Genomic DNA, 14,315 nt, shown 5'->3' with positions numbered 1-14,315 from the left:
TGGCGCATAAAAACAAACGGTGCTTCAAAATTGAAACACCGTTTCTATACTAAGGCCAAGAGCGGTTAATTACAATGTTACGCCGCTTTTGAAAATAGCCAGTTCGCGAAAGTCATTAACTTCATTACGCGTATGTTTGCCGCTGGCGATTTCCGCGATCAAATCGATAAATTGCCCCAGCACTTCTTCCATGGACATACCGTGGATAAGCCTGCCGGCGTCGAAATCAATCCAATGCGGCTTTTTATTCGCCAGTTCGCTGTTGGTGGCCAATTTCACCGTCGGCACAAAACCGCCGTAAGGCGTACCGCGACCGGTACTGAACAGCACCATATGGCACCCGGCGCCCGCCAGCGCACTGGTGGCCACCGCATCGTTGCCCGGCGCGCTCAGCAGGTTAAGCCCCGGCACATGCAGACGTTCGCCATACTTCAACACATCCATGACCTTGCTTTGACCGGCTTTTTGCGTACATCCCAGGGATTTCTCCTCCAGGGTGGTGATGCCGCCCGCCTTGTTCCCCGGCGAGGGATTTTCATAAATCGGCTGCTCATGGGCCATGAAGTATCTTTTGAAATCATTGACCATGTTGACGGTTTTGGTGAAGGTCTCTTCGTCGCGGCAACGGCTCATCAGGATCCGTTCGGCGCCGAACATTTCAGGCACTTCCGTCAGTACCGATGTGCCGCCATTGGCGATAACATAATCTGAAAAACGGCCCAGCAGCGGGTTGGCGGTAATACCGGACAGCCCGTCGGAGCCGCCGCATTCCAAACCAAACTTCAGTTCACTGAGTTTGCCCGGCTGGCGCTTGTCTTCACGCATGGCCAGATACAAGGCGCGCAGGCATTCCAGCCCCGCTTCCACTTCATCATCCTGCTGCTGGCAGACCATAAAGGTTACGCGGTCGGGATCGTATTCACCCAGGGTTTTACGAAAGACATCCACCTGATTGTTTTCACAGCCCAAACCAATTACCAGCACTGCGCCGGCATTGGGATGGCGTACCATGTTCTGCAACATGGTGCGGGTGTTTTCATGATCCTGCCCCAATTGCGAGCAACCGAACGGGTGCGTGAACAGATGCACGCCGTCGATATCCTCCGCCCCAAACGTCTCTTTAAGGAAACGCTGCTGGATTTGCTTGGCGATGCCGTTAACGCAGCCGACGGTAGGCAGGATCCACAGTTCATTACGGATCCCCACCAGGCCGTTTTTGCGCCGATAAATCTGGATCTCGCGATCCGGCATTTGCGCCGGCAGGGTCCGGAACGCCGGCTGGTATTGATATTCATCCAGATCGCTAAGATTGGTCTTGGCGTTCTGGGAATGAATATGCTGACCCGGAGCGATGTTACTGAGGGCATGGCCGATGGGCAGGCCATACTTGACAATCATCTCTCCTTCGCCGATAGGCGCCAGGGCAAACTTATGCCCCCGAGCGATGGGTTGCGGCAGCGTGATGGTCACGCCGTCTATATCCACCGTGTCATTTGCGTCGAGGTCTTGCAGGGCGACCGCCACATTGTCCAATGGATGTATTTTAATAATTTGCATGAAATAACCTTTATGCGTTTAGCTGTAGGCGGTAACCGCAGCGCGCATGCCATTGTCTAGAATGGCCTGCAACTGCTGTTCCACCTGTTCCGCCAGACCGGGAACCTTGAGCAGATCCTGCTCCCAATGCCCGGTATCACCGAGTACGTCATTCACTAATGTGCTTAACGCGATTTCACCACTGTTCACACCGCTCCAAAGCGATTTGTAACGGGTGAGCCATTTATCATCGTCCTGCAACGGATAACTTTCGCCATCGCGTTCGCCGCGATAAAACGCAATCAGCGCGGCCAAGGCAAAAGTGAGCCGGGCAGGCAGCTCGCCGTGTTGTTCACGGTAGGTCAACAATTGCGGCAGGATACGGGTGCGGAATTTTGTCATCCCGTTGAGCGCAATGGATAATAATTGATGCTGGATAAAGGGATTGCGGAAACGGCTCAATACCGCCTGGGCAAACGACGTCAGTTCGTCGTGGGGCAGGTCCAGTACCGGTACAATATCTTCGGCAATGGTTTTTTCCACATAACCGCTTATCAGTTTGTCGTTCATGGCCTCGCCGACGGTATTGAGCCCGGACAGGAACGCCACCGGCACCAGCGCGGTATGGGCGCCGTTGAGAATAGCCACTTTACGTTCTTTATAGGGTTTGATGTCGTCGACGATGCGGACGTTCAGTTCAAGCTTGTCCAGGCGCAGTTCTTTCGCCAGCCACTGCGGTCCCTGGATAACAAACAGGTAAAAATATTCGGCGGTATCGAGGAAGGTATCTTGATAGCCCAGCTCCGCCTGCAACGCATCAACTTCACCGCGGGGGTGCCCGGTAACGATGCGATCCACCAGCGTCGAACAGAAGGTATTGTGTTCGTTCAGCCAGGTGGTGAATTGCGCCGGCAACGCCCACTGCTGCGCGTAACGCAATACCAGCTCTTTCAGAGCCTTGCCGTTATAATCGATGAGTTCGCACGGCAGCAATACCCAGCCTTTATCCGCAGCGCCGTCAAAATGGCTGAAGCGTTCATAAAGCAGGCGGGTTAATTTGGCCGGATAGCTGGCGGGCGGCGTATCGGTGAGTTTATCGTCGGCAACGTAGCTGATGCCGGCTTCGGTGGTATTGGAGAAGACAAAACGAATATTGGCGTCGTGGGCCAGCGCTAAATACTCGTCAAACTGCTTGTAGATATTGATTTCCCGGTTCACCGAACGGATAAGGCGCGGCTCGCGCACCGCTTCGCCCTGTTCGTTCAGGCCGCGGATAATGGTGGTATATAGACCGTCCTGGGTATCCAGCGACGGCGGAAAATCGGAATTGATGGGACGAACGATCACAACCCCGGCATCGAGGTCGGTATGCTCATTGAGCAAATCAAGCTGCCAGTCGACAAAAGCACGCAGAAAATTTCCTTCGCCGAATTGGATCACGCGATCCGTATATTGACGACCCGGGAAGTTTTGACGGTTTAACGTTTTCATTCTGTATTTACCTTAAAAATTACCCGCTGTCGGGCAATAAAAAATCGCTTGATCGCTGAAACCAGGCAGGCCGTCTGGCCTGCCTTAGTTATCAAAGCCCTACGTCAAAGTAGTTTTTCGCGTTATCGAAACAAATGTTTTTCACCATGTCACCCAGCAGCTTGATATCCGCGGGCGCTTCGCCATCCTGTACCCAATGGCCGATCATCCGGCACAGAATGCGACGGAAATACTCATGACGGGTGTAAGACAGGAAACTGCGGCTATCGGTGAGCATGCCTACGAAGCGGCTCAGCAAACCAAGGGTTGCCAACTGGGTCATCTGACGCTGCATGCCGTCTTTCTGATCGTTAAACCACCAGCCGGAACCGAACTGCATTTTGCCGGGCATGCCTTCGCCCTGGAAATTGCCGATCATGGTGCCGATAACTTCATTATCCGACGGGTTCAGGCAATAAATAATGGTCTTCGGCAGCGCATTCTCTTTAGCCTGGGCATCCAATAAGCGGGACAGCGCCATGGCCACCGGCTGGTCGTTGGTGGAATCGAAACCGACATCCGGCCCGAGCTGTTTGAACAAGCGGCTGTTATTGTTGCGCAGCGCGCCGATATGGTATTGCTGCACCCATCCGCGGCGGGCATATTCGCCGCCAAGGAATACCAGTACGGCAGTCTTGAATTGGGCAATTTCTTCCTGGGTCGGCAAGGTGCCGCTCAGGCGACGGCTCAATATGCCGTTAAGGGTATTTTCATCCGCTTCGCCGTAAACCACGACGTCCAGCGCATGGTCGGACAGTTTGCAGCCGTGGGCGGCAAAGTGATCCAGGCGTTTGGTCAACGCGGTGCGGAACGCGCCGAATCCGCTGATGGCGGTGTCGGAGACTTCTTCCAAGCGTTTCAGATAATCGTTGAAACCCGCCGCCTCGATATTAAACGCTTTATCCGGACGCCAGGCCGGCAATACCTTGGTCTTGAAGCTGCCGTCAGCCGCGATGGTGCTGTGATGTTCCAGGGAATCCACCGGATCGTCGGTGGTACAAATCACTTTCACGTTCATCTGCGAGATGATACCGCGGGCAGTGAAGTCATCCTTCGCCAGCAGCGCGTTGCAACGATCCCAGGTCTGGCGGGCGGTTTCACCGGAAAGCAGCGTATCGGTAATACCGAACGGACGGCGCAGTTCCAAATGCGTCCAATGATAAAGAGGATTACCAATGGTGTGCGGTACCGTTTGCGCCCAGGCTTCAAATTTTTCCCAGTCGCCGGCGTCGCCGGTGCAAAAACGCTCAGCCACACCGTTGGTGCGCATGGCACGCCATTTATAATGATCACCCTTCAACCAGATATCATACAGATTTTTGAAACGGTAATTTCCCGCGATTTGTTCCGGCGGCAAATGGCAATGATAGTCAAAAATCGGTTGATCAACGGCATATTCGTTATACAAACGGCGAGCAAATTCGCTATCCAGTAAAAAATCTTCAGTCAAAAACTGGGACATTTCAGGCTCCTCACCTTCATTTCTCATGAGTTATGTTTCTAAATTGTTGGAAGGTGTTATACCAATTTAGCAGATTTGAACGTTTCTGCCTGAATCGTTATAGCTTTTCCTGCCAAAAGTAACAAAAACTCACTATCTATTGGTCAGCTTTGGGCTTTCGCCCCGGCTAACGGGACAAAATGATTATCCCCTAAATAAAAAATGGTTTTTGTGATGGCTCTCAACTTTTAAATCTGTATGACAAGTTATCGTAGCGCCACATTGAGTTTGGACTCAATCATTTTTGTTGCAATGACTGCATTTTGAGTCATTGCCTCATCCGGCAGGTCGGGGTGCGGGGTTTCCGCCGAAGTTTTTAGGTGGTGATTCGCAGCGCCAGGCGACAACGTTGGCAAGGCGTTGTCGGCAAGGTTAAGCCACGATCCGCCAGACTATAACTACACCCGGAGGGAGAGTCCTCCGGACTGGCTCAGGTATCCGCCATCCCATCATATCTGGGAAATTGAGATGGCGGTTCATACTCATCGGGAGAAGTGGTAATGCGTAAAATAAAAGGGTTACGCTGGTATATGATCGCGCTGGTCACCGTCGGCACGATACTAGGTTACCTAACGCGTAACGCCGTTGCCGTAGCGGCGCCTACCCTCATGGGGCAGCTGCACATTAGCACACAGCAATATTCGTATATCATCGCGGCCTATTCCGCTTGTTATACCATCATGCAACCAGTAGCCGGATATGTTCTGGACATGCTGGGTACCAAAGTTGGCTACGCGGTATTCGCTATCGTCTGGGCGCTGTTCTGTATGGCGACCGCGCTGGCAACCAGCTGGGGCGGCCTGGCCATTGCACGTGGCGCGGTAGGTATGGCGGAAGCGGCAATGATTCCGGCCGGCCTGAAGGCCAGCAGTGAATGGTTCCCCGCCAAAGAGCGTTCCATCGCGGTTGGCTGGTTTAACGTCGGATCGTCAATCGGCGGGATGATTGCTCCGCCGCTGGTGGTATGGGCCATCATGATCCACAGCTGGCAGCTGGCGTTCGTGCTGGTGGGCGCATTGAGCCTGGCCTGGGCGATTTCCTGGCTGATTTTCTACAAACACCCGAAAAACCAGACCAAGCTCAGCGACGAAGAGCGCGAGTATATTCTTGGTGGTCAGGAAGCACAGCACCAGATTAACAATACGAAAAAAATGTCTGCCTGGCAGATCATTCAAAAACGTGATTTCTGGGGTATCGCCATTCCGCGTTTCCTGGCCGAGCCGGCCTGGGGTACCTTTAATGCCTGGATCCCGCTGTTCATGTTCAAGGCCTATGGCTTTAACCTGAAAGAAATCGCGATGTTTGCCTGGATGCCGATGCTGTTTGCGGACCTCGGCTGCGTACTGGGTGGTTATATGCCCCCGTTCTTCCAGCGCGTATTCGGCGTGAACCTGATCATTTCCCGTAAACTCGTGGTAACGCTGGGTGGTTTCCTGATGATTGGCCCAGGGCTTATCGGTCTGTTCACCAGTCCCTACGTGGCAATTGCCTTGCTGTGTATCGGTGGTTTTGCCCATCAGTCCCTGTCCGGTTCGTTGATAACCCTGTCGTCAGACGTCTTCGGTCGCAACGAAGTGGCTACCGCCAACGGTTTGACCGGTATGGCTGCCTGGACCGCCAGTACCCTGTTCGCCCTGGTGGTGGGTGCATTGGCCGATACCATTGGTTTCAGCCCGCTGTTCGCCATCCTGTCGGTGTTCGATTTGCTGGCCGTATTCTTTATCTGGGTCCTGTTGCGCAATAACCCGGTACAGCCGCCTGTTGCCAATATCGAGCCGCTTAAACCGGCGCACGGGTAATAACCCTGCTTGCCGCGCTAAATCACGCGGCAAGCATCACTCCCTGTTTCGAAGGGCAGTATCCCCGGCCAATGCCCAAAGCACCGCCGGGGATTTTTTTCCTTAACGGAAAAATAAACCGGTTAAAAGTACGATCACGGACACAGTGCCATCTAGGCGCTGACAGGGTAAAGTGGTATAACAAATAATGGCTTCTCGTCAGTTCCATAGTGAATATGGCGACGGACTGTACGCGAGCGGATGATACGTTTACCTACCTTTAAGAGCACGCATTATGGAATTCACAGAAACCCGGCGATTATATCAACAGCTGGCCGCTGAACTGAAAAAGCGGATTGAGTCCGGTGTCTATCGCGTTGGTGAAAAACTGCCCGCGGAACGTTTTATCTCGGAAGAAATGAATGTCAGCCGCACCGTGGTGCGCGAAGCCATCATCATGCTCGAGGTGGAAGGTTACGTTGAAGTACGTAAAGGCTCGGGCATTCATGTCGTGTCAAACCAGCAAAAGAATCTACTGGTCCCCAGCGGCGAAGTGTTATTCACTACCCCTGGGCCTTTCGAACTGCTGCAGGCGCGCCAGCTGATTGAAAGCAATGTCGCCGAATTTGCCGCCACCCAGGTGACCCGGCAAGATATCGTGCTGCTTATGGATATCCAGGAAAACGCCCGGCAGGAAGACCGGTTCCGCGATTCGAAGTGGGACCTGAAATTCCATGTCCAGGTGGCGCTGGCGACGCAGAATACCGCCATGGCCACCATCGTCGAGCAAATGTGGAGCCAGCGCCTGCATAACCCTTACTGGCGCAAGCTGCATGAACATATCGATGATAAATCCATCGAAAGCTGGTGCGAGGATCACGACCATATTCTCAAGGCGTTAATCCGCAAGGATCCCTACGCAGCCAAACTGGCCATGTGGCAACACCTGGAAAACACCAAGCAGATGCTGTTTCATGCCACCACAGATGATTTCGAATTCAACGTAGACCGGTATATGTTTACCGAAAATCCAGTGGTCCATCTGGATAACGTCGCCACCGGCACAAAATAGCGCCGCCGATTTTGCTGTTCCGGCTTCCCTCGGGGAAGGCGGAACGAGTCAATAATTGTTCTCTTTCTGTCAGGTCAGGTAAAAATGGCCTGAATTAACCTTTTTTGTCAAAAAAAAGCCTCCCGTCTCTGGCATTCTCGCGTATATTCCTCTGTCTCAGTCTGTTTAATTTTGTTACAGTGAAGTCGTTTTATTTACAATTTTGAGCACATCAGCAGCGTATTCACGCCTGCTGCATTTCAGATGCCGTCCCATGCGCAACCTGGTTTTGCGCTTGCCGGACTGGCCATGCTCCTTGCCCCGCCGACGGGTGAGACCGTTACTGCGACTTTATTCTGCTACGCCGCCCCCGTTCCGGACACCTATTAAAACTGCTCTGGCCGCCGGGGAGCAATCTGATGCTGTTACACGTTAGGAATGCTGCATGGATATATTGAAAGACCTGGTTCATGCCCTTTGGCAACAGGATTTTGAAACACTTTCCGACCCAACGCTGGTTTGGACCATCTATCTGGTGCTGTTTGTCATTTTGTTTTTGGAAAACGGCCTGCTGCCGGCGGCATTTCTGCCCGGGGACAGCCTGCTTATCCTGGTGGGCGTGCTGATATCGAAAGGGGCGATGAACTTCCCCCTTACGCTGCTGGTCTTGACCGTCGCCGCCAGTTTGGGATCCTGGATAAGTTATATTCAAGGCAAGTGGCTGGGCAATACCCGGCTGGTGCAAAGCTGGTTATCCCATTTGCCGCGACACTACCATGAACGGGCCCATTTAATGTTCCATCGCCACGGCCTGTCAGCGCTGCTTATCGGCCGGTTCGTGGCGTTTGTGCGGACACTGCTGCCCACCATCGCCGGGTTATCGGGGCTGAGCAATATCCGCTTCCAGTTTTTTAATTGGATAAGCGCCCTGATATGGGTATTCCTCCTGACCACGGTAGGTTTTGCCCTGGGTAAAACCGCCTTGTTCCAGTACTACGAAGACGAATTGATGCTGTGCTTGATGCTGCTGCCCTTGGTCTTCCTGGTTATCGGTCTGGCGGGATCCCTGGTGATATTGTGGCGCAAGAAAAACGCGCCCGACATCGGTAAAGGACTGTAATGTTTACGAGGCTTCAAGAAAAAATTTCCTGGCGGTCGGGACTGACCGCGGTGATGGCGCTGCTGTTGTTGCTGGTGCTGGCGCCCGCCCTGTTCACAAAAGAAACCGCGCTGCAAATAACCCTTGCCAACGAACGCGGATCGCTGCCCGACGGTTTTTATATTTACCAGCGACTGGATGAGCGCGGTATCAGGATCAAAAGCATTACGCCTGCCAAAGACAGTCTCATTATCCTGCTGGATTCACCGGAGCAGGCTTCGGCGGCGCAAACCGCTCTGGAAGATTTGCTGCCGGAGACCTACAGGATATCCCACAGCCGTCAGTATCCCCGCTGGCGGTGGCTTTACTGCTTCAATCGGGATATATCCGCTATCTGAGGGTGGATCCGGCCTCGCCACGGCGCCGGGCGGACGCGTTTCGCCGCCGCCCGGCGCCGTGGCATAAAATTAAGCCCACGTAAAAGCTATAAGTTTTTGCGGTTTGTTAAATCCAGGGCTACGCTTTAAACATACATTAAATATCAGTAGATAAGCTGATTGTTAGCATTCATCTGCCGACCAGGAAGGCTCAGGGACTATGTCCCTTCAGGCCGCCATTATTCGTAAACGTCTAAGGAGTAAAAAATGGCTAAAGACACTACCTCTGAACATTTACGCGCTGAATTAAAATCATTGGCGGATACGCTGGAAGAAGTGCTGCGCGGCTCCTCTCAGAAATCTAAAGCGGAATTCGATAATTTACGCAATAAAGCCGAAAGCGCACTGAAAGAAACCCGCAACCGTCTTGGAGACAGCGGCGAACGCCTGGCCGAACAGACCAAGGTCGTGGCGGGCAAGGCTGATGAATATGTCCATGAAAATCCCTGGGCGGGAATCGGCGTGGGTGCCCTGGTGGGCTTTGTCCTCGGCGCATTATTCACGCGGCGCTGATTATGATTGAATCGCAGACTCAAGGCCCGGGTAAGGGTGTATTCGCCATCGGCCAGCGGATTATTACCATTCTTGTCGGTATGGCTGAAACCCGCCTGCGGCTGGCGGTGGTTGAACTGGAGCAAGAAAAGGCCAATATAATCCAGCTGTTGATGATGGCGGGGATTACGCTGCTGCTGGCCGCATTCGGACTCATGAGCCTGTTGGTGTTATTGATTTGGGCCATTGATCCGCAATACCGCCTGACGGCCATCGCCACCACAACCGGTGTGCTGTTCCTGCTGGCGATCATCGGCGCGTTTTGGACCCTGAGCAAAGCGCGTAAATCGACGCTGCTGGGCTCCAGCCGGGAAGAGCTGCTGGCCGATCGCAATATTCTGGAAAAAGTGCAGGATGAAATCCAGGAAGAGGAACGGGAGCGTAAAAGAGAAAGGGAGGCCAGATAATGCCCCATTCCCGACAGACCAAAGCCGAGCTTCTGCGGCGTATCCATCAGCAACGGTTGGACCTCTCGGTACAAAAGCGGGAGTGGCTGTATGCCACTTACCGCTATGACCGCAGTTGGATCCGGCTGGTTCACCTGCGTAAATATCTTATCGCCGGCTCAAGCCTGCTGGCCCTTTACAATATCCGCCATCCCAGCCGGTTCATACGCTGGACCAAACGGGCGGTGGGTATCCTCGGCACGCTCAAATTGATCCGCTCCACCCTGCAATCACGCTAATCGCTCAACTGCCGTCAGGCAGTTGAGTTTGTTGACAAAGTGTTCTGCCGGGACAGGCTGCCGGATCGTAAATACGCCTTAAATACCTCCCTGTAGGCTCGATCCGCGTCATCCCTGGCGTGGACGGTTTACTCTTCTAGCAGCCCGTCCCGCCTTATTGACTCCGAGCACGTCTGTCAGCAGTCTAAACTGCCGTCAGGCAATTTTTTATGCCGCCACGCTTCACTCAATTTATTTGATAGAAATAGACAATTTTACTTGCTATCGCCCTGCTCCCCCGCCGGATACTATTCCCCCCATCAAGCACATCAGGGATGTTAAGCCGAATAAGTCCGCTTAAAACCTGGCGTTACCGGCGTTCATTATGAATGCCGCCATTATAATATCGGGTGGGAATACAATGAAAAAATTAGATGATACTGCCATTCTCGTGGCGCGTATTTTAATGCCGATACTGTTTGTGGTATCGGGTTTCGGCAAAATGGGCGGCGGCTATGCCGGCACGGAGCAGTATATGGCGTCCATGGGCGTCCCGGGATTCCTGCTGCCCCTGACCATCCTGCTGGAATTTGGCGGCGGCCTGGCGATACTGTTCGGTTTCCTGACCCGTACCGTCGCGCTGGTGACAGTGGTCTTCGTGCTATTGACCGCGTTTATCTTTCATAGCGACTTTTCACAGGCGGCCAATCAGATAAACTTTATGAAGAACCTGTCGATTTCCGGCGGCTACCTGCTGCTGGCGGTGCTTGGCGCCGGATATTTCAGCATCGATCGCATTCTGAACAAAAAATGGTAAACCGCTTATAATTAAGCGGGACAGACTGCTGACAGACGTGCTCGGCGTCAAAAAGGCGGGACGGGCACTTTGTCAACAAACTCGTATAGCCTATTTGATTACCCGATTTAGCCAAGGATACATCATGGGACTGCTCGTGGAAGGCCAATGGCAAGATAAATGGTACGACACCAAATCCACCGGGGGCCGTTTTGAACGCTCGGCCTCGCAGTTCCGTAATTGGGTCACCGCCGACGGTGCAGCCGGCCCCTCGGGCGGCGACGGCTATCAGGCGGCGGCCAATCGCTATCATCTGTACGTTTCCCTGGCGTGTCCTTGGGCGCACCGTACGCTGCTGATGCGGAACCTGAAAGGATTGGATCAGATAATACCGGTTTCGGTAGTGCATCCGCTGATGCTGGAAAACGGCTGGACGTTCGGCACCGATTTTCCCGCCGCCACCGGCGATCCGCTTTACCACAAGGATTTTCTCTACCAGCTTTATCTCCAGGCGGATTCCGACTATAGCGGACGCGCCACCGTGCCGGTATTGTGGGATAAAGAGCGGCAGACCATCGTCAGCAATGAATCCGCGGATATTATCCGCATGTTCAACAGCGCGTTTGATGCGGTCGGCGCCCGCGCCGGCGACTATTATCCGCAGGAACTCCGTTCACGGATAGACGAAATCAACGGCTGGGTTTACGACCAGGTGAATAACGGCGTGTACAAGGCCGGTTTCGCCACCACGCAGGGGGCTTACGACGAGGCGGTAACCGGCGTGTTCGCGGCGCTGGACAGGCTTGAGGAGCTTTTGGGCCGACACCGCTACCTGACCGGCGATCGCCTGACGGAGGCGGATTTGCGTTTGTGGACCACGCTTATCCGGTTTGATCCGGTTTATGTCACCCATTTCAAATGCGATCGCCGCAGGATTGAGGATTATCTGAATTTATCCGGCTTTTTGCGCGATATTTACCAAATGCCGGGAATAGCCGATACGGTGAATTTTGAGCATATTCGCAACCACTATTACCGCAGCCATGCCACCATTAATCCGTACGGCATTATTTCCATCGGACCGGAGCAGGATTTGAACGAACCCCATGGGCGCGATGACCGTTTCCGCCCGGCGGCGGATAACTGATTGGCTCAGGCGAACAGCCGGGGGATTTCCCGCAGGAACCAGGATTTGGCTTCTCCCATGCTGTCACGGCGCCAGGCCATGATAATATCGCTCTCCACGCTATACTCCGGACTGACCACGCGCAGACGGCCGGCGGCGATATCCTCGGCCACCAGCGGATAAGGCATGGTGGCGACGCCCAGACCCGCCAGCAGCGCCTGCCGTTTATCATGCATCGAACTCACCGTTAGCCGCTGCTGCTTATCCAGCAGTTGCACGGTCAGCACCGGCCGTTCCCGGGCGGTATCGGCGATGGCGATGCCGCGGTATTTGACCCGGGTCACTTCGGATAACGGTTCCGGTTCCTGGTGAATCGGGTGATCCGGACTTGCGACATAGACATTCAATACGGAATAGAGTTTGCGGCTGTTGATTTCCGACGACGCGCGAAAATGCATATCGGGAGCGATAACGATATCCGCCCGCCCCTGCTCTAGGCGTTCCCAGGCGCCCGCCAGCACTTCGGTGGTAAGGGAAACCTGGGTATTGGCCTTGAGAGCCAGTTTTTCAATCAGGGGAAACAGCTTTTCGGTGGGCACCAACGCCTCGGTGACCAGAGTAATATGGGTTTCCCAGCCCCTTGCCAGGGCTTCGGCGTCGGTGGTGAGCTTGTCCGCGGCCTCAAGCAGTATTCTGCCGCGCTCCAGCAGCATTCTCCCGACGTTGGTGAATTTGGTGCGATGGCCTGAGCGATCGAAAAGGACCACATCCAACTCTTCTTCAAGTTTTTGCATGGTATAGCTTAATGCCGAGGGCACCCGGCCCAGCTCATCCGCCGCCGAGGCAAAGCTGCCGCGCCGATCAATAGCATCCATTACCCTTAATGCTTCAAGCGTTAGTGCTCGTTCTTTGGCCATCGGGGTCTCATTCAGAAATTTTGAATATGGAGACCAGATTAACTTGCTAACATTCCGCCGTCCAGACCCTTACAATTTATACAGTGATTTTAGCGTTACCGTTTCACAAACGCCACGGGCCGGCGGGCGGCAAGCCTTACCCTACAAAACCTCAAAATAAGCAGAATGCACCATGATGACTTACAGAACAGCCAAACAGTGCGGCCATGCGGATTACGGCTGGCTACAGGCCCGCTATACCTTCTCTTTCGGGCACTACTTTGATCCCCACATGCTGGGTTACGCCTCGTTGCGGGTTCTCAATCAGGAGGTCTTGAGCCCCGGCGCCGTTTTCCAGCCCCGCACCTACCCGCAAGTGGATATTTTTAACCTGATTTTGCAGGGCCAGGCGGAATACCGTGACAGCGAAGGCAACCATGTTCAAGCCGGCGCGGGTGATATCCTGCTGCTGGCGGCGCAGCCCGGCGTCAGTTACAGCGAGCGCAATATTTGCGCCACGCCCCTCACCCGGATGCAGCTTTGGCTGGATGCCTGTCCGGCGCGGGATAATCCGTTGATCCAGCATTTTTCCCTGCCCGAACGTCCGCTGGCGTTACTGGCGTCCCCCGATGGGGAGGAGGGCAGCGTGGTTTTACGCCAGCAGGCGTGGATCTGGCATATCGCGCTGGCGGCGGGCCAAAGCCTGACCCTGAAGCCGAAAGGATCGCGGGCCTATTTGCAATCCATTCACGGCGGCATGGACATCGGCAACCACCAGACGAATCTGCTCACGCTGGCTTGCGGCGACGGCGCGTTTATTCATGATGAGCAGCAAATCAGGGTACGGGCCCATTCATCGCTGCGGGCGCTGCTGATTGATTTGGCGGGATAAAAAAAAACCCCATGCCATTGACGGGCACGGGGTTAACGCAATGTCGGAGATGACCGGTAAGCCGGGTTCTGTCGTGGACAGTCATTCATCTAGGCCAGCGCTCGCGCGCTGGCTCAAGCAGCCTACCCGGGTTCAGTACGGGCCGTACCTTGTGAACCCCTATTTGGCCTTGCTCCGGGTGGAGTTTACCGTGCCGCAGACTGTTGCCAGCCGCGCGGTGCGCTCTTACCGCACCCTTTCACCCTTACCTGATCCCGCATGCGGGCCATCGGCGGTTTGCTCTCTGTTGCACTTGTCGTGGGTTTGCACCCCCCAGGCGTTACCTGGCACCCTGCCCTATGGAGCCCGGACTTTCCTCCCCGCAACTGTTCTTTCCGAAAGCCGTACTTCACAGCTGTATTCCGAAAATAACCGGTTGCGCGGCGACTGTCTGGTCAACTCCGGCGCGGAGTATAAG

At 54.3% G+C, this 14,315-nt stretch carries 14 protein-coding genes and 1 other RNA gene; 10 read left to right on the top strand and 5 right to left on the bottom strand.

Annotated features, from left to right (window positions below; translation table 11 throughout):
* Positions 1–69: 69 nt before the first annotated feature.
* The 3 genes from ACL2XJ_RS11310 to uxaC form a co-directional block, all read right to left on the bottom strand.
* Complete coding sequence (locus ACL2XJ_RS11310; protein ID WP_132923529.1) at positions 70–1,557, bottom strand: UxaA family hydrolase; 1,488 nt, start codon at positions 1,555–1,557, stop codon at positions 70–72.
* A gap of 18 nt (positions 1,558–1,575) precedes the next feature.
* Positions 1,576–3,027 (bottom strand): tagaturonate reductase, encoded by a 1,452-nt coding sequence (locus ACL2XJ_RS11305; protein WP_132923530.1) that lies wholly within the window; start codon positions 3,025–3,027, stop codon positions 1,576–1,578.
* Between the two features lie 91 nt (positions 3,028–3,118).
* Positions 3,119–4,528 (bottom strand): glucuronate isomerase, encoded by a 1,410-nt coding sequence (gene uxaC, locus ACL2XJ_RS11300; RefSeq protein WP_203522891.1) that lies wholly within the window; start codon positions 4,526–4,528, stop codon positions 3,119–3,121.
* Positions 4,529–5,067: 539 nt separating this feature from the next.
* On the opposite strand from uxaC, the gene ACL2XJ_RS11295 reads away from it, so the two are divergent.
* From ACL2XJ_RS11295 to ACL2XJ_RS11255, 9 genes are all read left to right on the top strand, one after another.
* A complete protein-coding gene (locus ACL2XJ_RS11295; protein ID WP_413726509.1) occupies positions 5,068–6,366 on the top strand; it encodes an MFS transporter in 1,299 nt (432 codons plus the stop codon).
* A gap of 274 nt (positions 6,367–6,640) precedes the next feature.
* The gene (gene exuR, locus ACL2XJ_RS11290; protein WP_132923532.1) at positions 6,641–7,417 is read left to right on the top strand and encodes a transcriptional regulator ExuR; all 777 of its coding nucleotides are present in this window, start codon (positions 6,641–6,643) and stop codon (positions 7,415–7,417) included.
* Between the two features lie 424 nt (positions 7,418–7,841).
* Positions 7,842–8,516 carry a DedA family protein gene (locus ACL2XJ_RS11285; protein WP_132923533.1) on the top strand — a complete coding sequence of 225 codons (675 nt, stop codon included), beginning with the start codon at positions 7,842–7,844 and terminating at the stop codon, positions 8,514–8,516.
* On the top strand, positions 8,516–8,893 hold the full coding sequence (gene mzrA / locus ACL2XJ_RS11280; protein ID WP_413726508.1) for an EnvZ/OmpR regulon moderator MzrA: 378 nt from the start codon (positions 8,516–8,518) through the stop codon (positions 8,891–8,893). The genes ACL2XJ_RS11285 and mzrA overlap by 1 nt, the downstream gene beginning before the upstream one ends.
* A 246-nt stretch (positions 8,894–9,139) precedes the next feature.
* Entirely contained in the window at positions 9,140–9,445 is a 306-nt protein-coding gene (locus tag ACL2XJ_RS11275; RefSeq protein WP_132923535.1) for a DUF883 family protein, read from the top strand.
* 2 nt (positions 9,446–9,447) lie between these two features.
* Positions 9,448–9,891: a phage holin family protein gene (locus ACL2XJ_RS11270; protein ID WP_132923536.1), complete on the top strand. Its 444-nt coding sequence runs from the start codon at positions 9,448–9,450 to the stop codon at positions 9,889–9,891.
* The gene (locus tag ACL2XJ_RS11265; RefSeq protein WP_413726507.1) at positions 9,891–10,169 is read left to right on the top strand and encodes a YqjK-like family protein; all 279 of its coding nucleotides are present in this window, start codon (positions 9,891–9,893) and stop codon (positions 10,167–10,169) included. Before ACL2XJ_RS11270 ends, ACL2XJ_RS11265 begins: the two co-directional genes overlap by 1 nt.
* A gap of 400 nt (positions 10,170–10,569) precedes the next feature.
* The gene (locus ACL2XJ_RS11260) at positions 10,570–10,965 is read left to right on the top strand and encodes a DoxX family protein (RefSeq protein WP_132923538.1); all 396 of its coding nucleotides are present in this window, start codon (positions 10,570–10,572) and stop codon (positions 10,963–10,965) included.
* Between the two features lie 124 nt (positions 10,966–11,089).
* Positions 11,090–12,091 (top strand): glutathione S-transferase family protein, encoded by a 1,002-nt coding sequence (locus tag ACL2XJ_RS11255; protein ID WP_413726506.1) that lies wholly within the window; start codon positions 11,090–11,092, stop codon positions 12,089–12,091.
* Positions 12,092–12,096: 5 nt separating this feature from the next.
* Here ACL2XJ_RS11255 and ACL2XJ_RS11250 read toward each other — a convergent pair whose 3' ends face one another.
* Positions 12,097–12,987 carry a LysR family transcriptional regulator gene (locus tag ACL2XJ_RS11250; protein ID WP_132923540.1) on the bottom strand — a complete coding sequence of 297 codons (891 nt, stop codon included), beginning with the start codon at positions 12,985–12,987 and terminating at the stop codon, positions 12,097–12,099.
* A 172-nt stretch (positions 12,988–13,159) separates the two neighbouring features.
* On the opposite strand from ACL2XJ_RS11250, the gene ACL2XJ_RS11245 reads away from it, so the two are divergent.
* Positions 13,160–13,858 (top strand): pirin family protein, encoded by a 699-nt coding sequence (locus tag ACL2XJ_RS11245; RefSeq protein WP_413726505.1) that lies wholly within the window; start codon positions 13,160–13,162, stop codon positions 13,856–13,858.
* A gap of 41 nt (positions 13,859–13,899) precedes the next feature.
* On the opposite strand, the gene rnpB is transcribed toward ACL2XJ_RS11245, so the two are convergent.
* An RNA gene (gene rnpB / locus ACL2XJ_RS11240) (RNase P RNA component class A) lies at positions 13,900–14,300 on the bottom strand.
* Positions 14,301–14,315: the final 15 nt, after the last annotated feature.

The sequence above is a fragment of the Sodalis sp. RH16 genome, assembly GCF_047324245.1.
Classification (GTDB): domain Bacteria; phylum Pseudomonadota; class Gammaproteobacteria; order Enterobacterales; family Enterobacteriaceae; genus Acerihabitans; species Acerihabitans ligni.
This window is presented reverse-complemented; position numbering and strand designations above follow the sequence as displayed.

Coding starts and splice junctions, on each gene's coding strand:
- ACL2XJ_RS11310 (WP_132923529.1), bottom strand. CDS start 1,557: ATGCAAATTATTAAAATACATCCATTGGACAATGTGGCGGTCGCCCTG.
- ACL2XJ_RS11305 (WP_132923530.1), bottom strand. CDS start 3,027: ATGAAAACGTTAAACCGTCAAAACTTCCCGGGTCGTCAATATACGGAT.
- uxaC (WP_203522891.1), bottom strand. CDS start 4,528: ATGTCCCAGTTTTTGACTGAAGATTTTTTACTGGATAGCGAATTTGCT.
- ACL2XJ_RS11295 (WP_413726509.1), top strand. CDS start 5,068: ATGCGTAAAATAAAAGGGTTACGCTGGTATATGATCGCGCTGGTCACC.
- exuR (WP_132923532.1), top strand. CDS start 6,641: ATGGAATTCACAGAAACCCGGCGATTATATCAACAGCTGGCCGCTGAA.
- ACL2XJ_RS11285 (WP_132923533.1), top strand. CDS start 7,842: ATGGATATATTGAAAGACCTGGTTCATGCCCTTTGGCAACAGGATTTT.
- mzrA (WP_413726508.1), top strand. CDS start 8,516: ATGTTTACGAGGCTTCAAGAAAAAATTTCCTGGCGGTCGGGACTGACC.
- ACL2XJ_RS11275 (WP_132923535.1), top strand. CDS start 9,140: ATGGCTAAAGACACTACCTCTGAACATTTACGCGCTGAATTAAAATCA.
- ACL2XJ_RS11270 (WP_132923536.1), top strand. CDS start 9,448: ATGATTGAATCGCAGACTCAAGGCCCGGGTAAGGGTGTATTCGCCATC.
- ACL2XJ_RS11265 (WP_413726507.1), top strand. CDS start 9,891: ATGCCCCATTCCCGACAGACCAAAGCCGAGCTTCTGCGGCGTATCCAT.
- ACL2XJ_RS11260 (WP_132923538.1), top strand. CDS start 10,570: ATGAAAAAATTAGATGATACTGCCATTCTCGTGGCGCGTATTTTAATG.
- ACL2XJ_RS11255 (WP_413726506.1), top strand. CDS start 11,090: ATGGGACTGCTCGTGGAAGGCCAATGGCAAGATAAATGGTACGACACC.
- ACL2XJ_RS11250 (WP_132923540.1), bottom strand. CDS start 12,987: ATGGCCAAAGAACGAGCACTAACGCTTGAAGCATTAAGGGTAATGGAT.
- ACL2XJ_RS11245 (WP_413726505.1), top strand. CDS start 13,160: ATGATGACTTACAGAACAGCCAAACAGTGCGGCCATGCGGATTACGGC.